Origin of the sequence: Bradyrhizobium sp. (assembly GCF_016213215.1) — a bacterium.
Classification (GTDB): domain Bacteria; phylum Pseudomonadota; class Alphaproteobacteria; order Rhizobiales; family Xanthobacteraceae; genus Bradyrhizobium.
The window spans coordinates 17,380-36,964 of sequence record NZ_JACRAW010000152.1 but is presented as its reverse complement, the minus strand read 5'-3'; the positions used below and the strand labels follow the sequence as shown (position 1 = coordinate 36,964).

Below are 19,585 nucleotides of genomic sequence, written 5' to 3'. Positions count from 1 at the left end.
TGCGCGCCCTTGCTCGACTGGAATCGTAGCAGACTTGGAGCCCCCCTTGGAGCGCCCGTCAGTCCACTTTCGCGGGCTCGGGGTTCAGGGCCGGAGTGTTGGCAATGCGGGCGGCATTCGCCACGCCGGCAAGGGCCGCGACCTTCTTCGGGTCAACCGCGCCCGGCTGCACCACGCCGGCCGACATGATCAGCGTCGCGGCGTCCTCGGCGGTCAGATCGACCTCGATGATCTTGCTCTTCGGCACGTAGAAGAAAAAGCCCGTGGTCGGGTTCGGAGAGCACGGCAAAAACACGGAGATGTGCTCCTCCTCTCCCGGCAGGCTCTTGGCGACATCGGCGCTCGGCGACTGCGAGATCAGCACGATCGACCACATGCCCGGCGAGGGGAACTCGACCAACCCCACCCGGCGAAAGCTCGAACCCTTCCCCGAAAACAGCGTCTCGAAGACCTGCTTCAGGCCACGATAAATTGCGCGCACCGCCGGGATGCGGCCGAGCAGCCTCTCTCCGACATCGACCAGCGTGCGTCCGATCAGGTTGGCGGCAAGGAAGCCAAGCAGCGTCAGGGCGATGACGGCGACCACCAATCCGGACCCCGGCACTGAGAAGGGCAGATACGTCTCCGGCCGGTACGCCTGGGGAACAAAGGGCCGCACCAAACCGTCGACCCAGGTGACGAACCACCAGATCAGGTAGATCGTGATCGCGATCGGGCCGGTGACGACGAGACCTGTCAGGAAGTAATTGCGGAATCTGCCCATCAGGCCGGTATGAGTTTCCGGCGGCAAATCTGCTGGAGGCGCGGGTGGAAAGTTCTCGTCGGTCATTCGGGTTCCAGGTCGATCTAGGCACCTTCACCTATGATCTTCTAGCAGATTTTTGAAGATCACGAAGTGACGAAACCTGCCGGCGTGCCTATTCGACGGTCACCGACTTCGCGAGGTTGCGCGGCTGGTCCACGTCGGTGCCCATGACCACGGCGGTGTGGTAGGCAAGGAGCTGTACCGGAATGGCATAAACCATCGGCGTGAAGGTCGCCGCCATATCCGGCAGCACAATGGTGACGAGGGAATCGACGGTCGCCTCGGCCACGCCCTTGGCATCCGTCATCAGAATGATCTTGCCGCCCCGCGCCGCGACTTCCTGCATGTTCGATACGGTCTTTTCGAAGACCCGGTCGAACGGCGCGATCACCACGACCGGCATATTCTCGTCGATCAGCGCGATCGGCCCGTGCTTGAGCTCGCCGGCGGCATAGGCTTCCGCGTGGATGTAGGAGATTTCCTTGAGCTTGAGCGCGCCCTCCAACGCGAGCGGGTAGCTGGTGCCGCGGCCGAGATAAAGCACGTCACGGGATTTGGCGATCTCGCGCGCGAGTTTTTCGATCTGCGGCTCGGTCGTCAGCGCGGCCGCGATCAGGCGCGGAATCTCGATCAGGCCATGGACGAGCTTGGCCTCGTCCGCATCGGACAATTCGCCGCGCGCTTTGCCGGCGGCAACCGCAAGCGCGGCCAGTACCATGAGCTGGCAGGTGAAGGCCTTGGTCGAGGCGACGCCGATTTCGGGACCCGCCAGCGTCTGCAGCACGGTCTCGCTCTCGCGCGCTATCGTCGAGGTCGGCACGTTGACGACGGAGACGGTGTGCATGCCCTCCGCCTTGGCGTACCGCAGGGCCGCCAGCGTGTCGGCGGTCTCGCCCGATTGCGAGATGAAGATCGCGAGATCTCCTCTGCGCAGCGGCGCCTCGCGATAGCGGAACTCGGAAGCGACGTCGATCTCGACAGGCACCCGGGCGAGACGCTCGAACCAGTACTTGGCGACATAACCGGCATAGCTCGCGGTGCCGCAGGCCGTGATCGAAATCCGCTGGATGTCCTTGAAGTCGAACGGCAACTTCACCGGGATCGATACGCGTTCGGCGGCCATGTCGACATAGCGCGCCAGCGTATGGCCGACCACTTCCGGCTGCTCGTGGATCTCCTTCGCCATGAAGTGCCGGTAATTGGCCTTGTCGATCAGGAAGGACGATGCACCCGATTTCAGCACCTCGCGATGGACGACTGCGCCGCGCGCGTCATGGATCACACCCTTCTCGCGCGACAGCACGGCCCAGTCGCCGTCCTCGAGATAGCTGATGGTGTCGGTGAAGGGCGCAAGCGCGATCGCATCCGAGCCGAGATACATCTCGCCGTCGCCATAGCCGATCGCCAGCGGCGAGCCCTTGCGGGCACCGATCAAGAGATCTTCATGGCCCTTGAACAGGAAGGCCAGCGCAAATGCGCCGCGCAGCCGCGGCAGCGACGCCTCGACCGCTTCCTCCGGCGAGCAGCCCTTGAGCAGATACGAGTTGACGAGATGCGCAACGACCTCGCTGTCGGTCTCGCTGGCGAACATCGCGCCCTGCTTTTCGAGCTCCATCCTCAGCTCGCGAAAATTCTCGATGATGCCGTTGTGGACGACGGCGACGTTTTCCGTCGCATGCGGATGAGCATTGTGCTCGGTCGGCTTGCCATGGGTTGCCCAACGCGTGTGCCCGATCCCGGTGTGGCCGTTCAGTGGCGCGGCCCGCAGCCGCGCCTCGAGATTCTTGAGCTTGCCCTCAGCACGGCAACGCTCCAGGTGGTCGCCCTCGATCGTGGCGACTCCGGCCGAGTCGTAGCCGCGGTATTCGAGTCGCTTGAGCGAATCAACAAGCTGCTCAGCGACCGGAGCTCGTCCAAGAATGCCGACAATTCCGCACATGCGGATCAATTCCTTCAATTCGTCGAAAAGCGATCAAAACGACGCGCGCATTCCTTAACTAAATTGGCGAGAGTCCAGATACTCAATAATTATTGCGGATTGCGACAGGGTAAAATGGCGCATCCAGTGAGACTGGTTAACTCGGCCCCCGTGCCGTCTTACCGGCAATTCGTCGATTTCAGCCGCCGGACTTAACCCGCCCTCAACCGATTTCCCGCACGATGACCGATCTCGAGGAGAACTGGCCATGACCGAATCCGAAGAGAAGGAAGACGCAGCTGCCCTGGAAAGCGAAAAGGCGAATCTGCGTCTGGCCCATTGGCCGCCGCCGATGCGCGCCAAGGAGTCCGATGCCTCCCAGGCGAAGCGCAAGGTCAAGGAGCCGCGGCGACAACTCGCCCACCGGCGTGGGACGCGCCTGACGCGATCGCTCTTCACGGACCTGTCCGACGATTGATGGCGCCCTGCGCGCGAGCTGCTCTCGATCACGATTTTGATTTCTTGCCGCGTGTCTTTATCTCTCGATAGCGGGCCGCTCCACCCTCGCGGATGGTTTGCTGATTGCGCTCCAGCGCCATCGCGTCGTCAGGTACGTCGCGGGTGATGACGGAACCCGAGCCGATATAGGCACCGTCGCCGATCGTCACCGGCGCTACCAGCGAGGAGTTGGTGCCGACGAACGCGCCCTTCCCGATTGTCGTCCGATGCTTTGAGAAGCCATCGTAGTTGCAGGTAATGGTGCCGGCCCCAATGTTGGAATTGGCGCCGACGCTCGCGTCTCCGATGTAGGAGAGATGGTTGACCTTGACGCCGGCCTCCAACGTTGCCGCCTTGGTCTCCACGAAATTGCCGATGCGGGCACCCTCGCCGAGCGAGGTGCCCGGCCGCAACCGCGCATAGGGACCCACGGACGCGTTCTTCCCGATCGTTGCTTCGACGATATGCGAGAAGGAATGGATCACGGCGCCGTCGCCGATCGACACGCGAGGGCCGATCACGACGAACGGCTCGATGGTCACGTCCTTGCCGAAGCTGGTGTCGGCGGCAAGATAGACGGTCTCCGGCGCGATCAGCGTCACGCCTGCCTCCATGGCAGCCTTCCGCAGCTTGTCCTGCATCACGGCCTCTGCCTCCGCAAGCTGCGCCTTGGTGTTGATGCCGCGCACTTCGTCTTCGCTGGTTTCGATCACCACGGCCTCTAATCCCTGCTCGCGGACGATGCCAACCGCGTCCGTCAGATAATACTCGCCTTTGGCATTGGCGCTGCCGATCTTCTTGAGAATCGCCAGCGCCTTACGCCCATCGAAGGCCATGACGCCGGCATTGCACAGCGTGATCTTGCGCTCCTCCGCGCTGGCATCGGCCTGCTCGCGGATCGCAACCAGCCGGTCATCCTGAACGACGAGTCGGCCGTATCCGGTCGGATCGGCTGCACGGAAGCCAAGCACCGCGAGCGCCGCGCCTTGCTTGAGCGGCGACCGCAGGCGCTCGAAGGTCTCGGCGGAAATCAGCGGCGTGTCGCCGAAGGCGACGAGAAGGTCATCGACTCCGCGCTCGATCGCCTCGCGCGCCGCAAGCACGGCATGTGCGGTCCCAAGTCGCTCCTGCTGGACGAACGTGGCCGCGTCCGGCCTGATACGCTTCACTTCGGCGGTAACGGCGCCATGGTCCGGACCGATCACCACTGCAAGCGAAGCGCCAGCGCCCTGCGGCGCGGCCGCCAGGACATGCGCGAGCAGCGGCTGGCCGGCGACGGGGTGCAGCACCTTCGGAAGGCTCGACCGCATGCGCGTACCCTCGCCGGCTGCGAGAACGATCGTGAGACTTGAGCGAGCGGTCATCCGAATACTCAACCTGACCCTTGGCCTGAATCCTTCGCCTGATACCTTGGCTGATCGTCAGCCGATCTTTGGCTTTCGCCGCGGCTGGCGTCTGGTGCCGTCATAAAGCCTTTTTGCCTCCTCGCAAACGCCGGGGATTCAAGTCGTCGCCGCATTTCCTGTTAAAGTTCCCTAATTGATTCGGGGAGCCTGACAGGGCTGGGCATTTTGGATGGCAAAGGATTCCGACCCACAGGCCGGCACCTTGGAGAATACCGGCGGGCTTTTCTCCGGCTTCCTCGCTGAGGAGAACGAGTTCGATCGCCGCCTGATGTGGCGGCTTGGCACCTGGGGCTTCGCGGCCGTCGGCGCCATCGTGATCGCCGTGATGACCAACCAGGCCCAGCTCGGCTGGCGCCGCGAGCAGGCCGCTGCCGCCGATCTCGCGCGGCAGGCGCAACAGATCCAGCAGCTTGCCCGCGAAACCCAGAACGAAGCCCGCCGGCTGGCTACCGCGATCGAGACGTTGAACAACGATCGCGATCGGCTCTATACGCGCGTCACCGTGCTCGAGCAGGGACTCGATTCCGTCACCGGGACCATCGCCAAGCAGAGCGCGGCATCGACTCCGCTCGGCGCATCAAGACCACAGATGGCGATCTCCGACCCCTCATCTGCGCCGCCGTCGCCTGCTCCTCAGACCGCTGCGCCTGCCGTCGCGCCGGTCGCATCCACGCCTGCAGCGGAAAAGCCGCGTGCCGAGACCGGCCCGGCCGAGCAAGCGACCACTTCGCCGCTACCAGTCGCAACCGCACCTGCCGCTTCGAACTCGCTCGTCTCGTCCAAATCAATCATGTCCCCACCCGACCCGGCGGCGACGAAGCTGGTACAGCCGGAGAAAGCTGCAAAGGCCAAGACCGAGACGGCGCCTCCCGCCGAGACCGCCGCCAGCCCGGCCGTCAACGAGCCTGAGCCGGCACAAGCCGCACAGGCGGATCTGCCCAAGATCCCGGTGCAGCGAACCGAGTTTGCCGTCGATCTTGGCAGCGCCAATTCCGTCGGCGGGTTGCGAGCGCTGTGGCGCGGCCTGGTCAAGGCAAACCCGGATCTCGCACCGCTGCACCCGATCATCATGGTCCGGGAGAGCCAGTCCGGTCTTGGCATGCAGCTTCGGCTGGGTGCAGGTCCTCTCTTGGACGCCGCCGCGGCAGCGAAGATCTGCGCCACATTGGCCGAGAGCGAGCGGGGCTGCGAGACCACTGTCTTTGACGGCCAGCGGCTTGCGATGAAGACCGAGGAGAAGCCGCAGCCCAGCGCCGCGAAGTCGTCGGCCAACCAGCAGCGTCGGACATCGGCCAAACGGCCGAAGAGCGAAGACCCGCCCCCGGCGAAGCCGGAGCCGCCTTCGACGCTCTCCTCATTCTTCGGCCGGAGGTAGCCAGGCGAAAAAACTTGTGCCTTGTCAGAGCGTTGCCGCGGCGAACTCATCCAGTTCGGCAGTCTCTTTTGCCGGGTTGCCCGCCCAGACATTCCCGACCATATTGCGCGCATGAAAAAGACCCCCTTCCGGCTGACGCCCTATCAGGTCCAGTTCCTGTTGATCGTCGGTTTTCTCACCGTCGGCTACGCGCTTTACCTGCGCTATCTCGCCATCGAGTTCTCCCAGGTCGCGCTGGCCTGCGATGCAGGTCTGCAGACCGCCATCTGCAAGGCGCGCTCGGTCTCGACGGTGTTGTTCAAGAACTCGGTATTCGGCATCGTCGCGCTCGTCATTGCGGCGCTGCACGTGATGCGGCCTTCGATCGTTCTTCTGACCGGCGGCGTGGTCGCCGCCGGGCTCGGGATCGTACTCTACAACATTGCCCTATCGGGTATTGCGATCGGGCTGCTTATTCTTGGATTTGCTCGACCCGCGCCCGCCACAGCGTGAACGCGAACAACAGATAGACCGCGCAGGTCCACAGCGACTGCCAGTTGTCGCGGCCCTCGTTGTACAGCGTGTAGAGCGCCGAGATCGTCAACAGACCCGCGAACACGGCTTCCGCCATCGGACGCGTGCCGGTCTGCGGCCGATTCACCAGCAACAGCGCAAACGGCACCACCGCCATGGTCAGCGAGGCGAAGGGGAAGTCGCGGTAGCGCGGATCGAAAACGAACCCGAGCACGGTCTCCGAGGCGATCAGCGCGGTGACCGCGAGCGTGAACGCGAGCAGGATCGCAAGTAACGGCCGTGTTTTGCCGTTGCGCGGGCCAAGCAGGTCGAGGAACGTCGGCAGGCCGCGCCCCGACATCAGGGCATTGGCGCAGAGCAAGGGCGAGGCAATGCCGGCCGCGAGCAACGCGCCCCATTGCAGCCAGCCGCCGAAGCCGTAGCTCTCATAATACATCTTGTCCGCGGCAATACCGAGCAGCATGCCGGCGCTCGTCGCCGCAATCCCGACGCCCAGCCATGAGGTGAAACGCGGCGTCCAGGGCCTGCGGCGCAGGGTCAGAAGCGCGGCGCCAAATACCAGCACGCTCAGACCCATGCCAGCACCCATGTACCACTTCCAGAGCGGATAATTGGTGATCGCCTGGTTCGGCGGATATTTCAAGGTTCGATGTACCGAATCGATAAAGCCCCAATAACCGCCGACCGTGCCCTCGAGCTGACGCTTCCAGGGCTGGTCATAGGCCTCGATCAGGTTGACGCGGAAGTTCTGCGCCTTCGCCAGGCTGAGGATTTCAGACACCACGCGCGCCTGGTTGGCGCGCGACGGCAGCGCGCCCTCGCGCATCCGCCCCTCGCTCGGCCAGCCGGTCTCCCCGATCAGGATCTCCTTGCCGGGAAAGGCCACCGCCATGCGCTGGCGGATCGAATTGACGTGGGCGGATGCGAATTTCGCCCGGATCGGAAAATCCTCCCAGTAAGGCAGGATGTGAATCGTGACGAAGTCGACCGCGTCGTAGATCTCACGGTTCTTCAGCCAGTATTCCCAGACATCGGCATAGGTGACAGGAACGGCGACCTGGGCCTTCACCGAGCGGATGATCGCGGCGAGATCGGACGCCGTCATCTCCCCACGGAGCAGCACCTCATTGCCGACCACCAGCGAGGTGATGGTGCCCGGATAATCCTTGGTCAAATCGACCGCGACCGCGACCTGGGCCAGGTTCTTGAAACGATCGCTGCCGAGCCAGATGCCCTGGATCACCTTGAGCCCGACTTTGGCCGCGACCGAGGGGACCTGGTCGAGCCCGTTCTCGATCGAGTAGGTCCGCACGCAATCGGTAATCTGGACGAGTTGCTTGAGATCCTGCTCGATCTGTCCGACATCGATATGCGTGGTCGGATCCAGCGGCGTCTGGTCGCCGCGGAATGGCGCGTAGGAAACGCATTGCAGCTTGGCGCTGGGGTCGATTGGCGCGCGCGACAGCGTGATTGGCGTGGCCAGCCACCACCACAAGGCAGCAATCGCACCCAGCGAGATGAGCAGCAGCGCCAGTGGCGTACGAAGTGAAATCGGTTCCGTCCTCCGCGAAGGGTCCGTCGATTACCCGGTCCTTGGCCATCTGCCAAGGGGCTGCAGCTTCCAATCTACCACTTGCCGAGCCCTGGGCGGGCCTGCGGCTCTTCGACCACCAGATAGCGCAGTGACTTTGCTGGACAAAATCTCAAATCCAAGTCATGGGATTCTGCGCGACGTTTCCGCCGCATTGGAGACCTATTTGGGCGCCATGACCGGCGCGTCCGCACCTCGCGGCGGCCAGCAACAAATCGGGGAATTTATGGGTCGACGGCTCGTTCAGTTACCAAATGTAATCCTACGGCATCTCGCCGTTCCCTCTTTTGCCATTCTCCTCGGTATCGGAAGCGCCATCGCACAGAGCGGCGATCTCCGCGCCCAGGACGGCAAGCCCGCCGCCGCACCCGCCGACGCCTCCAAGGACACCGCCGCCCAGAACCAGCGCCGGACCGATGAGTTCGCCGAGGCCGCCCAGGCCATCAACGGGCCGGCCGGCAACCCGGAATGCGTGTGGATCGGCCGCAGGGTCGTCGTCCTGGTCTGGCGCGACGATCTCGACACTGCCTTCCGCCACCTCGACCTTTATGATCGTTTCGGCTGCCCCGGCGGCCACATCCAGGCGACGTTCCGGTGTCTCACCCGTTTCGCGACGCAGATAGACAACAAGGTGCCGGACAGCCTGACCAGCCGCGTCCATGCCTGCTGGATCAACCCGGCAGCACAGCCGCAAACGACTGCGGCGCAGGCGCCCGCCCCCGGTGCCGCCGCGCCGGCTCCCGCGGCACCCGCTGCCGCAGCGGCCCCGGCCCAGCCGCCGTCCAAATAGTCAGACTGCGTTCAGAAACGATCCCGTATTTTTTGCGGCGGCGGTTGCAGCGCCCTTAAAACGCCATGGCGTCATACCCATTGTTAACAGGCGCTGCACAGATATGGTCGTTCTTGCCGCCGACTTGGTCGGATCTCGGGGTCGGATCCGTTTCCCTGCCCTCTAAGCCCCACATGGTCTTGTTGCGATGCGCGCCGTCGTCGCCGTTTTGTTGCTTGTGTCCGCGCTTCACGCGGGCATATGGGGAGCCCTGCGCGAGAAGGTCGACGCCCCCGATTTCACCGGTAAGCTACAGAGCGCCTCCTATACGCCGTTTGAACCAGGCCACGTCGTCGACAGCATCGTCGACCCCGAGAGGATTCGGGCCGATCTAAAAAAACTCTCGACCATGACGCGTGCCATCCGCTCGTACTCCTCGACGGAAGGTAACGAACTGGTGCCGGCGATCGCCGCCGAATTCGGACTGAAAGTGACGGTGGGCGCGTGGATCGACAAGGACGAGGAGCGCAACCAGCGCGAGATCAAATCCGCGATCGAACTCGCCCGCCGCAACAGCAATGTGATCGGCATTGTAGTCGGTAACGAGACTCAGTATCGCGGAGAACTGAAGGTCGATCACCTCATCGAGCTGATCAAGCAAGTCAAACGTCAGGTGAGCATCCCTGTCACCACCGGCGAGATCTGGAATATTTGGCAAGACGACTCTGTACAAGCTGCCGAGCAAAATCGCCCTAGCCTCGCTTCATCAGTCGATTTCATCGCCGCCCATATTCTTCCTTACTGGGAAGGCTTTTCGGAGAAGAAAGCCGTCGATCAGGCGATGATCATCTATCAGAAGCTGCGTGACGCCTTTCCTGGCAAGCGCATCGTGATCGCCGAATTCGGCTGGCCGAGCGCCGGGTATAATCTCAAGGCCGCCAACCCCGGTCCGTTCGAGCAGACCCTGACCCTGCGCAACTTCGTCAGCCGCGCCGAAGCGATCGGCATGGAGTACAACATCGTCGAGGCGATCGACCAGCCCTGGAAGTTTTTTGAAGGCGGCGTCGGCCCGTATTGGGGCTTTCTGAACGCCGCGCGCGAGCCGAAGTTTTCCTGGACCGGACCGGCGGTGAACCAGGATTACTGGAAGCTCGCCGCCATCGCGCTGCTTGTCGGCTTCCTGGTCTCATTGCCTATTCTGCGCCTGCCGCAGCCGACCCCGCGCCAGGCGTTCCTGCTGTCAGGTGCCGCCAACGGCGTCGGCGCCTGGATCGCGACGATATTCGCCTATTGGAACGGGCACTACTTCTTATTCGGCTCGGCCTTTGCACTCACCCTCGGCCTGATCCTCCTGGTGCCTCTGGTTGCGATCGCAATGGCTCGGGTCGAGGAGATCGCAGCCGTGGCGCTCGGCCGGCCGACCCGCCGCCTGCTGACCAAGGAAAAGGCCGCCATCGCCGAATCCGGCTACTTCCCGAAGGTCTCTATCCACATTCCCGCCTATTACGAGCCGGTCGACATGCTCAAGCAGACGCTCGACGCGCTGGCCCGGCTCGACTACCCGAACTACGAATGCGTGGTCATTATCAACAACACGCCCGATCCGGCGTTCTGGCAGCCGATCCAGGATCACTGTCGCGCGCTTGGCGAGCGCTTCAAGTTCATCCACGCCGAGAAGGTTCAGGGCTTCAAGGCCGGCGCGCTGCGCATCGCCATGGACCGCACGGCGGCGGATGCCGAAATCATCGGCATCCTCGACGCCGACTATGTTGTCGATCCGGACTGGCTGAAGGACCTCGTGCCTGCCTTCGCCGATCCCCGCGTGGGTCTCGTGCAGGCGCCGCAGGATCATCGGGACGAAGACACCTCGATCATGCACTACATCATGAACGGGGAATATGCCGGCTTCTTCGATATTGGAATGGTGCAGCGCAACGAATGCAACGCCATCATCGTGCACGGCACCATGTGCCTGATCCGGCGCTCGGCCATGGACATGGCGGGCGGCTGGTCCAGCGACACGATCTGCGAGGATAGCGATCTCGGCCTTGCGATCCAGGAGCTCGGCTGGGTCACCCACTACACCAACCATCGCTACGGCCAGGGGCTGTTGCCCGACACCTATGAGGCGTTCAAGAAGCAACGCCATCGCTGGGCCTATGGCGGCTTCCAGATCGTCAAGAAGCACTGGCGGCGTTTCCTGCCAGGCGCGAGCCGTCTCACCTCGGATCAGAAGCGCGAATATTCGCTGGGCTGGCTCAACTGGCTTGGCGCCGAGAGCCTCGGCGTCCTGGTCGCGCTGTTGAACCTCGTCTGGGTCCCGATCGTGGCGTTCGCCGACATTGCCATTCCCGACCAGATCCTCACGCTGCCGATCATCGCTGCCTTCCTGGTCTCGCTCATCCACTTCCTGGCGATGTATCGCCTGCGCGTGCCCGTGAAGACCGGCCAGATGCTGGGCGCCATGGTCGCCGCGATGAGCGTGCAGTGGACGGTTTCGCGCGCCGTCGCGCAGGGCCTGATCACCGAACACCTCGCCTTTGCGCGCACCTCCAAGGGCGGCCTGTCGAGCATGTCGATCGAGTTCCAGGCGTTCTGGGAGGCCGTCATCGGCGTGCTGCTGCTCGTCGGCGCCGGCGTGCTGATCGCATCCAACAGCTACAAGCAGATCCACGAGATCTACATTTTCGCCGCGGTGCTGGTGCTGGAGAGCCTGCCGTTCCTGTCGGCGGTCGCGATTGCGATCCTCGAGATTTCGCGCATCAACTCGTTCGACTTCTGGCGCAACAGCGCGGTGCGGACGGCGGAGCTGATCGGCCTGCGTCCGGTCACATTGCCGACGGTTGCCCGCTCCACGCAGTCGGTGCCGTCCGAGGTGCATCGAGAGGTGCGGTGAGGATCCAGAGGGACGCTCACAACAGCGTCCCGAAGGGCTAGCAATTTCGCTTCGACCCGTTCGGTCGGCTACCTGCACGCAAGATATTCCTTGAACACCCAACCGACTGGCCTTGAGGCTGCGTCGGCGATGTACGCCCATTGCTCGCCGCGACCATCTCGTGCCTCATCCAAGACCCTGACTCGCACTCCGTTGGCGACGGTCCCGACGATCTTTCCATGTGGCGATGTCCGAACATTAAGCGGTGTGGAGGTCGGATCGGCGACGGTACAATTGGCAGGATCGCCACGGCGCGACGATCGATCAGGACCGGTTGATGGCAAGTCCAGGCGCGAGCCGGAAATGGATTTCTCGTCATTCCCGATGCTGCCGCCGGCACTTCCGGGCTGTGCGAGGGCACCAGGAATCGCAATGGCGGTCGCGGTAAGGAGAACCAGCGTCAATAGCTTCCGACCAAAATTCATCTTGTTTCGCCCCAGTTGAGACCACAACCTTTCGTGACGGCCTCCGGCACCCGCAATCAGATTTCCCTAAGCTCGGAAATTGTCAAACTCGCAAACTCCGTGGGATTTTGGCCTCGAATGCGGATTCAATTCAATAGCTTGCCTGCTTGCGTGTGCCAGACCCGCACACGAGCGAGATCAATAGCGTAAGCTGACACCGCGCTCTCGGCGCGGGAACGCTGCCAGGAGCGACCCAACTCGCCGGAGCTAACCCATCACCGGCTTCGAGCTTGTCGGCGCCAGACGATTCTCATCTGCGATCGCGCGATCGATTACCTCAATCGTTTCCTGCAGTGCGCGAATGTCCACACACATGCTGGTGCTCGGATGCGGTGCCTTGTGGGCCTCAGCGACGGTGATCGCGGACCGGGCAATCCGTCGACGCTCTTCCACAAATGCGGCCCGGATCCGTTCCAGGTCGGCTTTGAAATCGTGCATATGACCAGGCTCCCTTTCTGCCTCAGCCCCTCATGGCCAGGCGTCCGTGCATAACCGAACCACGACAACAAATTGTTTCGTCCAGTCGGTTCTCCGGCTGGAGCAAGCGCGAGATCGACGCGCTTGGGCGGCGACCTGCCGGAGTCAGTTAGAGGGGCAGCGCACGGCCTTGCAAAGCATAGCTCCGAGCTTTCGCGTCGAAAGACGCAATCTATCTCGTATTCGAGATGAAGAGGGTTCGTTAAGCGGATGGTGATTCCATCGAAAAGCCGCACCGCCGCGCGGCCGGACAGACTGAGCGCCACGTCTTCCACCTACCCCAGGGCGATGCGCGCTCGGCTGTCTGCAGACGAAAAGACGCAAGATCCAAGTGCTGAACCTGGCGCCCAGAGGTCGGCGGGCGAGCCGACCAACCCAAATCAGCTGACCGAACCGACATTAACGACGCGCTGACCTTGCAGCCTCGGGGCGCCAGAGCCTCAAGTTTCTAACCAATGACGGGGTAGGCGAAGCACCAGACGTCGATGCAGCCCGCGCGGATCTCGGACTGGCCGATCCACCCAGCGATTTCGGCGAGAGTGCTTGCCGGTCACCAGCTTACGGCTCCAGCTCCTTGCGAATGAGATCGCGGTGAGCGACGTGTATGGCTCGAGCGGCGTGGAAGGTAGCCAACAAGTCAAGAGCCAGAACCGTAGGATGGCCCCCGACCTCCAGCTCATCAATGATCTGAATTTGCCGGGCAATAGCCTTGTCGCTGAGCGCGATGTGGCGCTCCGCTTGAACGAGGTGTTCGCGACTGAGCCGCAGATCCATGCGCCAGTATACCGGATTGCGCGAATGGATCAGCGACATTCTGCCGAAGCACGGCCCCGCTCCCCACCGGATGGCGAGAGCAGGGCCGTACCTGGGCCACTGGGCTGGGGGCATAGGGTGGCCCGTTACCTTAACTTCGGCACATGTAGATGGTTCCGGCCGCGGAACTAGATCGCGCAAGCCGGTGCATCTCGGAACTTAGCGGCTGCGGTCGGGTTCCGCTGCTGCGGCCGTCATTCCCTCGGGCGTTATTTCGTACCTGCCGTCTCGCACGATGAGCCAGCCCGATCTGACCATCTCCTGTGCAGTCGGCAGGCCACAGATCGGGTGATTACCGCCAGGGTGGTAGAGCCTGTCACTTCTGGCAACCAGGTGGCCGTATAGCTGCGCTTGACGCAACGCTCTGAGCATTGCCGGGGACGGCTTTTCCATTACAAACTAAGCGCGGGTGCGATGAAGGTTCCTCTGAAAAGCGCGATCGCATGGACTCGGAAAGATGCGCTTGCTCTTTGAGCAGCCTCGTCGTGAGCGCGTCCAGTACGCCCATGGCGTGGTCCGCCTTCTTGTCCTCGCAGATGAGCTTTCCGATCAGCTCGATCTGGTCCTCGATTCGACGGCGCAAGTAGTCGATTTCCACTCCGTTCCCCGCCATTGCTCCATCTGCCCAATGTCGGCCTCTCGCGCTCCATCATCTCGAACCACGAGAGGATGCGTCGGAGCACGCCGATACTTGTTAAGCGACAAAGCGAACAATGGTTCCGCGCGGAACCGGACGGGTCAGGTACTGGTTTGGACGACTCCGCCGGGATAGCGGCCGGAAATTTCAGACTCAGAAGGCCTGCAGGGAGCCGTATGGGGTCCCTCGAAGACGGTTTCGATCTCTTATGCAACAAGCCCAGCCCCTGCCGGCCTGCCGATGATCCGCCGCAGCTCCGCTCTCCCGCAAAAACTTCGGCCGCACATCCGCGACGCGTATGCCGCACGCCTTGCACACGATGTCGGACAGTTCGACGTGTTCAAGCCAGTGGTCGGCTTTCATCGCAAACGAGCGGCTGCAGTGATAGTCGGCGCATTAGATCAGCACGTCAGATCAGCACGTCGCGGATGCCCGTCCGCGTCATCTCGCCGACGGTGAGTGGTCATCACGGGACAGCCACCACAATGCCGATGGGCGAGTCGTGCATAGCCCTGAAAGCCGCTCCAGAGTTGGGGATTGCAAGATTACGCAGCTCCGAGTGCGATCTTCCTGCGCCGATACGCCACCAATCCGAGGCCAGCGAAGCCGAGTATCATCATCGCCCATGTGGAGGGTTCGGGCACGCCAGTGACGACGCTGGACTCCAGCTTCACGACGGGAGCCTGCTCCGTATAGTTCAGCGACCCCAGCGCATAATAACTTCCGAGTCCGGGAGGAGGCTCGTCGACGATGGTCCAGCCAATCCGGCTGTCCAGCCCCGCCGCAAGCGGGGTCAATCGCTATTGTCGCCCCCCGGGGTTCCGACGCTAAGCCGCAAAGATCATGAAGAACGATCCGGTGAGGACGGTCAGCAACCCGGCAACCGATATCTTATAAATCAGTGTATCGCGGCGGATCTGGCGCTCGATTTCGGTCTCGAACATTATCTGCCTCCTGCATCGGATCGCCGCCGGGGCGGCGGGCGCGGACGACGCGGCCCATGAGACAAGCCGTGTTCGGGATCAGTTGTTCCTTCGGGAAGCACCCCGCCGATGGCTGCTGTGTGCACCCTCGCGGTCGCCGAAGCTAAAGCAAAATGCTCTTCTAATCTCGCGTAACAGCTTGCGTTATGTAATGATTATGGTGAGCGCGCTGGGGCTCGAACCCAGGACCCCGTGATTAAAAGTCACGTGCTCTACCGTCTGAGCTACGCGCTCGCTTAGCCCGCGCTGTGTAGGGGGCGGAAGCTTGCTGGTCAATAGCGCCGGAGGCTGAAAAGTGGCGCCGCGCCCCAGAGATTCCCAAGTAATTCTGACTGTTAGCGGAAGTTCTTCAGTCCGTGGCGACACCCGTCATCCACGACCAATGGCCGGCAGAAAGGGTCGGCTGGCCTACGGGTCCCCGCTGCACGGTTCAGGTCCGACGATGTGCCTGTGCCCGGATGCGATACCTCTGCGGCTCAATCCTGAAGAGAACTGCCCTGATGTGAATCCACGCCCTGCCCCGCCTCCAGCCTGTTCAAGCCAGCCTCGATCACCACGATCTCATCTTCGATCTGGTTGATGGTCTTGCTGTAATCAAACCCGGTCTTTCCCTTCAGTTCGACCGCCATTTTGCGCCGGTGCATCCGCAGCTCTTCGAGAGCGCCGCGGTTGTGCAGCCGGACATAGCCGTCCACGATCAGTTCGATTGCCTTCCGCATGCTTATGGTTCGATGTCCCAAAAAATTGCCGCCCCGGCATGGTCGCGATGAGCGGGAAAAGCCCGAGCTTGAACGATCAGCGACCTCCAAGCCCCCCCTGCAACGAGTCCCTGATCGATGCGGAATTGAGAGATGGTGACTCTCGCGTTGTTCGCAATGGGCCAGAAGCCAGAGCAGACCTGCGGCTTGGGGATAGCTGACCAGTGAAGGAAAAGGAATCCGCTGCTTGCTCGGAACTTGCCAGCATTCAGCGTTGCGCCGTTTGAACGCGGGATGATCACTGCCGAAGTCCCGCGTCGGCGGTTCATGCATCCTGCCTGTGCCTGCGGCGCTCCTCCTGCAGGATACGAGCGAATTCGGCCATGCTGGAGTGATCAGAGCGATCGCTAATCAGCGACTGTTGACGGAGCGGGTTCGTCCGCTTGCCAGAGGCGACGGAGAAAGTCCGGCATTGGTTTCACGTACGCTGCCCGCAGGAATGCGGCCTGGCTCCCACTGGCTTGGTCCGCATCATGAAAAAGTGCGGGTATATGGGCTCGGCGCGGAAAAGTTCGCTTTGCTGAGTATTTCATTCTTGTGTGCACTTCGGAACGCTCCCGGCGCCCGGCGTCGTGCATGATCGCCGGCGATGAAAGATCTCCTGGAAAAGCTCGAAAAGCTCCGCACCGATGCCGAAGACTGCACGCTGATCAGCATGCTCGCCGGCGACACAGCGAAGCGGGAAACGTTTGCCAAACTGGCCGACGACCTCCGTCAGATGGCCGCGGAGCTGGAGAGCGTCATCGCAGGCAGGATCGCGGACGGCGATACGTGAACCTGAACCGGGGAGCTCCATGCTTGGTGGGCCAGCGTCGGATTTGCGGCGCGGGACGGACAGAACAATCAGACCGCTGCCCATATTCTTGAGCAGATGACTTTCATCGCCTCCCGGAACCTAGTTCGACGCCGCGCATTGATCCGGCGGGCAATGTTAAATGGCCTGCACGGCCTCGCCCCACCAGCCCCCACCCCCCGAAAGGTGAGGCCGTGCCCTTCCTTGCAATGCAAACATGATTCGCCGGAGCAAACTCACGTGCCTCGACGCAATGTAAGGGGCGCCTGAGGTGGCTAAACTGGCGATCAGGTCTCGACGGCTTTCCGTATCATTCTTGCTGAACGTACATGACGAGCGAGCCGACAAGCCCGATCAGCGCGCAGGCGAGAAAGCCGTATTGCAGGACGGCAAGGGCCTGGCTCGTCGCCTCCGTCGCGGTCGTGATCTCATAGATGAGCAGCGCAGAGCTTGCCGCACTCATCAACATCAGTTTCTGCCATCTCTGCATGTCTTCGGCCCTCCGCTGGCGCCGTTTTGAGGGAAATAACCGGCCCAAGGTTCAGCACCGAGCCCCGCCCCCCTCTGTTGATAACAGGTACGCCGTGTCCCAGCGGGGGTGACAGCGCCGGCCGACGTGTTATCGACGGGGCCGCTGTACTCGCCAAACGGAATCCGGACCCATGCGTATTACCCTTGTCGGCTCGCGCCATTTCGGCGTGACCACCCTCAACATGCTCAAGGAGCGCGGCTTGCAGCCGGTTCGGGTCGTGGTCGCCGACAGCGAGGACCGGCTCGCCGCGACCGCGCGCGCCGCCGGCATCGAGGTCACGGTCCAGGCCAATCCGAAACTCGTTGTCGCGTCCGAGATCGCCCCGAACACCGACCTGATCGTCACCGCCCACAGCCACGCGCGAGTCAGCAAGGAGGCCTTGGCCGCCGCCCGACTTGGCGGCATCGGCTATCATCCCTCGCTCCTGCCCCGTCACCGCGGGATTGCAGCGGTGGAATGGACAATCAAGGAAGGCGATCCGATCGCCGGCGGGACGATCTATCACCTCGCCGATCGCATGGACGCCGGCGCCATTGCGGCGCAGGAGTGGTGCTTTGTGAAGAAGGGCGAGTCGGCGCGCGAGCTGTGGGAGCGCGCGCTGGCGCCCCTTGGCCAGAAACTGCTCGCCGCAGTGATCGATTACGCCATCACCCACAACTCCCTGCCCGCCAAGCCCCAGGACGAACAGTTCGCGACCCAGGCCCCCAGCCTGTCGCATTAACCTTGAACCTCGACGTCCCGCGGCTGAAAGCGGGGATCGAAGTAACCTTTATGCGCTTGTTCCCAAAGGAGAAAATTCCATTATTGCGTCGCAGCACATTTTTGTCATATTTGATGGGAATAAGCGAACGCATCAGACACACACGGGGACTTTGAGTTCATGCGCTTTGACCGCATTGCATCGATTCTTGCCGTTTCTATTCTCGTCGCCTCGGTCACTTCTCCCGCGTTTGCGGAAAGCCCATATGACGGGCTCTGGCATGTCACCATAAGAACGAACACTGGAAGCTGCGAACCGACCGCGAGCTCGACACTCAAGGTAACGGACGGCAAGATTTCCGCCTCTGGCGCCGACGTGACCGGGACGATCGGACGTGAAGGCCTTGTCCGGGTTTCGATCAACGGTGCATATGCCAACGGTCAACTCAATGGCAACGCCGGATCGGGAAAGTGGAATGGTGCATCAGCGGGCATACCGTGCAGCGGCCGGTGGGAAGCAGCGCGCCAATAAGCCAATCACAGTTGTCGGCATGATCCGGCGGCCGCTCATCGCGGCCGCCGTTTTGTTTCTGGCCTCGATTTCAGGTTCTTCCTCGGAGGCCCAGTCGGGTCCGTTCGCGGGCATGGCAGGGAACTGGAGCGGCAGCGGCACGGTAAGCCTCGAAGACGGCTCGACGGAGCGAATCCGTTGCCGGGCCAGATATGCGCCCAGCGGCCCCAACATGAGCATGTCGCTGACTTGCGCCAGCGACGCCTACAAATTCCTTCTTGCCGCCGATGTCACCGCGGAAGGCAACACGATCACCGGCAACTGGACCGAATCCAGCCGCAACATCGGCGGCACGCTGCAGGGGCGTGGCGGCGGCGGCAATTTCCAGGTCCTGGTCAGCGCAGCCGGGTTCAATGCCAATCTTTCGCTGGCGACGCGCGGCAACAGGCAGAGCGTTTCGATCCGGGCCGACAGCCAATTCCGCGGCGCGAACATCGCGCTGTCACGATGACAAGACAGCCGCGCGCCGGCAGTCGATCGAGCCGTGTCGAGCTACCGGATTGACCGCGGCTACATTGCTGGAACGAAGGCCGTGACTTCGATCTCGACCTTCGCCCGCGCATCGACCAGTCCGTCGATGTAGAGCAAGGTCGAAGGCGGGAAATTTCTCCCCAGCGTCTCCTTCCAGGCCGCGCCGATGCCGGCGCCGGCGGCTTCATATTCGGCACGGCTGGTCAGATACCAGGTCAGACGAACGATATGCTGGGGCCCTGCCCCGGCTTCGGCGAGGAGCGTTGCGATACGCTTCAAGGCGGAGGCGACCTGGGCGGCGAGATCCGGTGCGTATTCGCCCGCCTCATCGCCCCCGGTCTGACCCGCGAGCACAACCCAGCGGCCCGGACCGTCGATGACGACGCCATGGGAAAAGCCTCGCGGCTTTGACCATTCGGCGGGTTGCAAGATGCGCATGAGCTGTTTCTCCCTAATCATTATTGTCGACGCATAGCACGCGCCAGCGCATTGCCGCATCAGCAGATTTGGCCGTTGCAATCGCGTCCGATGTCGCCGATACCGGCCTGCCCTGCCCGGCTTTTCCTCTGCGCCGACA

The 19,585-nt window shown here is 62.6% G+C and carries 21 protein-coding genes and 1 tRNA gene; 9 read left to right on the top strand and 13 right to left on the bottom strand.

Going from position 1 to position 19,585, the window contains the following annotated elements; all coding sequences use genetic code 11:
• Window positions 1-58 precede the first annotated feature (58 nt).
• The gene (locus tag HY852_RS24795; protein ID WP_291607542.1) at window positions 59-829 is read right to left on the bottom strand and encodes a DUF502 domain-containing protein; all 771 of its coding nucleotides are present in this window, start codon (window positions 827-829) and stop codon (window positions 59-61) included.
• Window positions 830-917: 88 nt separating this feature from the next.
• Window positions 918-2,744: a glutamine--fructose-6-phosphate transaminase (isomerizing) gene (gene glmS / locus HY852_RS24790; RefSeq protein ID WP_291607541.1), complete on the bottom strand. Its 1,827-nt coding sequence runs from the start codon at window positions 2,742-2,744 to the stop codon at window positions 918-920.
• A 247-nt stretch (window positions 2,745-2,991) separates the two neighbouring features.
• Here glmS and HY852_RS24785 point away from each other — a divergent pair, with 247 nt between their 5' ends.
• A complete protein-coding gene (locus HY852_RS24785; RefSeq protein WP_291607539.1) occupies window positions 2,992-3,201 on the top strand; it encodes a hypothetical protein in 210 nt (69 codons plus the stop codon).
• Between the two features lie 28 nt (window positions 3,202-3,229).
• On the opposite strand, the gene glmU is transcribed toward HY852_RS24785, so the two are convergent.
• Window positions 3,230-4,585, bottom strand: coding sequence for a bifunctional UDP-N-acetylglucosamine diphosphorylase/glucosamine-1-phosphate N-acetyltransferase GlmU (gene glmU, locus HY852_RS24780; RefSeq protein WP_291607538.1), 1,356 nt, complete (start codon window positions 4,583-4,585; stop codon window positions 3,230-3,232).
• A gap of 211 nt (window positions 4,586-4,796) precedes the next feature.
• Here glmU and HY852_RS24775 point away from each other — a divergent pair, with 211 nt between their 5' ends.
• Together HY852_RS24775 and HY852_RS24770 are read left to right on the top strand one after the other, a co-directional pair.
• A complete protein-coding gene (locus HY852_RS24775) occupies window positions 4,797-6,002 on the top strand; it encodes a hypothetical protein (protein WP_291607537.1) in 1,206 nt (401 codons plus the stop codon).
• Between the two features lie 111 nt (window positions 6,003-6,113).
• Window positions 6,114-6,494 carry a hypothetical protein gene (locus tag HY852_RS24770; RefSeq protein ID WP_291607536.1) on the top strand — a complete coding sequence of 127 codons (381 nt, stop codon included), beginning with the start codon at window positions 6,114-6,116 and terminating at the stop codon, window positions 6,492-6,494.
• Here HY852_RS24770 and HY852_RS24765 read toward each other — a convergent pair.
• Window positions 6,454-8,010, bottom strand: a complete 1,557-nt coding sequence (locus tag HY852_RS24765; protein WP_291607535.1) for a beta-(1-6) glucans synthase — start codon at window positions 8,008-8,010, stop codon at window positions 6,454-6,456. The two genes, HY852_RS24770 and HY852_RS24765, sit on opposite strands and share 41 nt — an antisense overlap.
• A gap of 322 nt (window positions 8,011-8,332) precedes the next feature.
• Here HY852_RS24765 and HY852_RS24760 point away from each other — a divergent pair, with 322 nt between their 5' ends.
• Together HY852_RS24760 and HY852_RS24755 are read left to right on the top strand one after the other, a co-directional pair.
• Window positions 8,333-8,896 (top strand): beta-1-3, beta-1-6-glucan biosynthesis protein, encoded by a 564-nt coding sequence (locus HY852_RS24760; RefSeq protein WP_291607570.1) that lies wholly within the window; start codon window positions 8,333-8,335, stop codon window positions 8,894-8,896.
• Between the two features lie 187 nt (window positions 8,897-9,083).
• Window positions 9,084-11,771, top strand: a complete 2,688-nt coding sequence (locus tag HY852_RS24755) for a glycosyltransferase (protein ID WP_291607534.1) — start codon at window positions 9,084-9,086, stop codon at window positions 11,769-11,771.
• A 68-nt stretch (window positions 11,772-11,839) separates the two neighbouring features.
• Here HY852_RS24755 and HY852_RS28005 read toward each other — a convergent pair whose 3' ends face one another.
• The 7 genes from HY852_RS28005 to HY852_RS24725 form a co-directional block, all read right to left on the bottom strand.
• Window positions 11,840-12,235: an SH3 domain-containing protein gene (locus tag HY852_RS28005; RefSeq protein ID WP_367116421.1), complete on the bottom strand. Its 396-nt coding sequence runs from the start codon at window positions 12,233-12,235 to the stop codon at window positions 11,840-11,842.
• A gap of 246 nt (window positions 12,236-12,481) precedes the next feature.
• On the bottom strand, window positions 12,482-12,712 hold the full coding sequence (locus HY852_RS24750; protein WP_291607533.1) for a hypothetical protein: 231 nt from the start codon (window positions 12,710-12,712) through the stop codon (window positions 12,482-12,484).
• Between the two features lie 597 nt (window positions 12,713-13,309).
• Window positions 13,310-13,564: a hypothetical protein gene (locus HY852_RS24745; RefSeq protein WP_291607532.1), complete on the bottom strand. Its 255-nt coding sequence runs from the start codon at window positions 13,562-13,564 to the stop codon at window positions 13,310-13,312.
• 316 nt (window positions 13,565-13,880) lie between these two features.
• Window positions 13,881-14,162 (bottom strand): hypothetical protein, encoded by a 282-nt coding sequence (locus HY852_RS24740; RefSeq protein WP_291607531.1) that lies wholly within the window; start codon window positions 14,160-14,162, stop codon window positions 13,881-13,883.
• Window positions 14,163-14,746: 584 nt separating this feature from the next.
• Entirely contained in the window at window positions 14,747-14,845 is a 99-nt protein-coding gene (locus tag HY852_RS24735) for a PEPxxWA-CTERM sorting domain-containing protein (protein WP_291607569.1), read from the bottom strand.
• A gap of 497 nt (window positions 14,846-15,342) precedes the next feature.
• Window positions 15,343-15,418, bottom strand: a tRNA-Lys gene (locus tag HY852_RS24730).
• Window positions 15,419-15,660: 242 nt separating this feature from the next.
• Window positions 15,661-15,903: a hypothetical protein gene (locus HY852_RS24725; protein ID WP_291607530.1), complete on the bottom strand. Its 243-nt coding sequence runs from the start codon at window positions 15,901-15,903 to the stop codon at window positions 15,661-15,663.
• A gap of 628 nt (window positions 15,904-16,531) precedes the next feature.
• On the opposite strand from HY852_RS24725, the gene HY852_RS24720 reads away from it, so the two are divergent.
• Window positions 16,532-16,717 carry a hypothetical protein gene (locus HY852_RS24720; protein ID WP_291607529.1) on the top strand — a complete coding sequence of 62 codons (186 nt, stop codon included), beginning with the start codon at window positions 16,532-16,534 and terminating at the stop codon, window positions 16,715-16,717.
• 328 nt (window positions 16,718-17,045) lie between these two features.
• Here HY852_RS24720 and HY852_RS24715 read toward each other — a convergent pair whose 3' ends face one another.
• Window positions 17,046-17,225 (bottom strand): hypothetical protein, encoded by a 180-nt coding sequence (locus HY852_RS24715; RefSeq protein ID WP_291607528.1) that lies wholly within the window; start codon window positions 17,223-17,225, stop codon window positions 17,046-17,048.
• A 172-nt stretch (window positions 17,226-17,397) separates the two neighbouring features.
• Between HY852_RS24715 and HY852_RS24710 the strand changes: the two genes are divergently transcribed.
• The 3 genes from HY852_RS24710 to HY852_RS24700 all read left to right on the top strand — a co-directional run bounded on the left by HY852_RS24710 (window position 17,398) and on the right by HY852_RS24700 (window position 18,988).
• Window positions 17,398-17,988, top strand: coding sequence for a formyltransferase family protein (locus tag HY852_RS24710; RefSeq protein WP_291607527.1), 591 nt, complete (start codon window positions 17,398-17,400; stop codon window positions 17,986-17,988).
• Between the two features lie 159 nt (window positions 17,989-18,147).
• Window positions 18,148-18,498, top strand: a complete 351-nt coding sequence (locus tag HY852_RS24705) for a hypothetical protein (protein WP_291607526.1) — start codon at window positions 18,148-18,150, stop codon at window positions 18,496-18,498.
• Complete coding sequence (locus HY852_RS24700; protein ID WP_291607525.1) at window positions 18,443-18,988, top strand: hypothetical protein; 546 nt, start codon at window positions 18,443-18,445, stop codon at window positions 18,986-18,988. The genes HY852_RS24705 and HY852_RS24700 overlap by 56 nt, the downstream gene beginning before the upstream one ends.
• A gap of 59 nt (window positions 18,989-19,047) precedes the next feature.
• Here the strand turns inward: HY852_RS24700 and HY852_RS24695 are convergent, their stop codons facing one another.
• Window positions 19,048-19,446 carry a RidA family protein gene (locus HY852_RS24695; RefSeq protein ID WP_291607524.1) on the bottom strand — a complete coding sequence of 133 codons (399 nt, stop codon included), beginning with the start codon at window positions 19,444-19,446 and terminating at the stop codon, window positions 19,048-19,050.
• Window positions 19,447-19,585: the final 139 nt, after the last annotated feature.

Coding starts and splice junctions, on each gene's coding strand:
- HY852_RS24795 (WP_291607542.1), bottom strand. CDS start 829: ATGACCGACGAGAACTTTCCACCCGCGCCTCCAGCAGATTTGCCGCCG.
- glmS (WP_291607541.1), bottom strand. CDS start 2,744: ATGTGCGGAATTGTCGGCATTCTTGGACGAGCTCCGGTCGCTGAGCAG.
- HY852_RS24785 (WP_291607539.1), top strand. CDS start 2,992: ATGACCGAATCCGAAGAGAAGGAAGACGCAGCTGCCCTGGAAAGCGAA.
- glmU (WP_291607538.1), bottom strand. CDS start 4,585: ATGACCGCTCGCTCAAGTCTCACGATCGTTCTCGCAGCCGGCGAGGGT.
- HY852_RS24775 (WP_291607537.1), top strand. CDS start 4,797: ATGGCAAAGGATTCCGACCCACAGGCCGGCACCTTGGAGAATACCGGC.
- HY852_RS24770 (WP_291607536.1), top strand. CDS start 6,114: ATGAAAAAGACCCCCTTCCGGCTGACGCCCTATCAGGTCCAGTTCCTG.
- HY852_RS24760 (WP_291607570.1), top strand. CDS start 8,333: ATGGGTCGACGGCTCGTTCAGTTACCAAATGTAATCCTACGGCATCTC.
- HY852_RS24755 (WP_291607534.1), top strand. CDS start 9,084: ATGCGCGCCGTCGTCGCCGTTTTGTTGCTTGTGTCCGCGCTTCACGCG.
- HY852_RS28005 (WP_367116421.1), bottom strand. CDS start 12,235: ATGAATTTTGGTCGGAAGCTATTGACGCTGGTTCTCCTTACCGCGACC.
- HY852_RS24750 (WP_291607533.1), bottom strand. CDS start 12,712: ATGCACGATTTCAAAGCCGACCTGGAACGGATCCGGGCCGCATTTGTG.
- HY852_RS24745 (WP_291607532.1), bottom strand. CDS start 13,564: ATGTCGCTGATCCATTCGCGCAATCCGGTATACTGGCGCATGGATCTG.
- HY852_RS24725 (WP_291607530.1), bottom strand. CDS start 15,903: ATGCGGAAGGCAATCGAACTGATCGTGGACGGCTATGTCCGGCTGCAC.
- HY852_RS24720 (WP_291607529.1), top strand. CDS start 16,532: ATGAAAGATCTCCTGGAAAAGCTCGAAAAGCTCCGCACCGATGCCGAA.
- HY852_RS24715 (WP_291607528.1), bottom strand. CDS start 17,225: ATGCAGAGATGGCAGAAACTGATGTTGATGAGTGCGGCAAGCTCTGCG.
- HY852_RS24710 (WP_291607527.1), top strand. CDS start 17,398: ATGCGTATTACCCTTGTCGGCTCGCGCCATTTCGGCGTGACCACCCTC.
- HY852_RS24705 (WP_291607526.1), top strand. CDS start 18,148: ATGCGCTTTGACCGCATTGCATCGATTCTTGCCGTTTCTATTCTCGTC.
- HY852_RS24700 (WP_291607525.1), top strand. CDS start 18,443: ATGGTGCATCAGCGGGCATACCGTGCAGCGGCCGGTGGGAAGCAGCGC.
- HY852_RS24695 (WP_291607524.1), bottom strand. CDS start 19,446: ATGCGCATCTTGCAACCCGCCGAATGGTCAAAGCCGCGAGGCTTTTCC.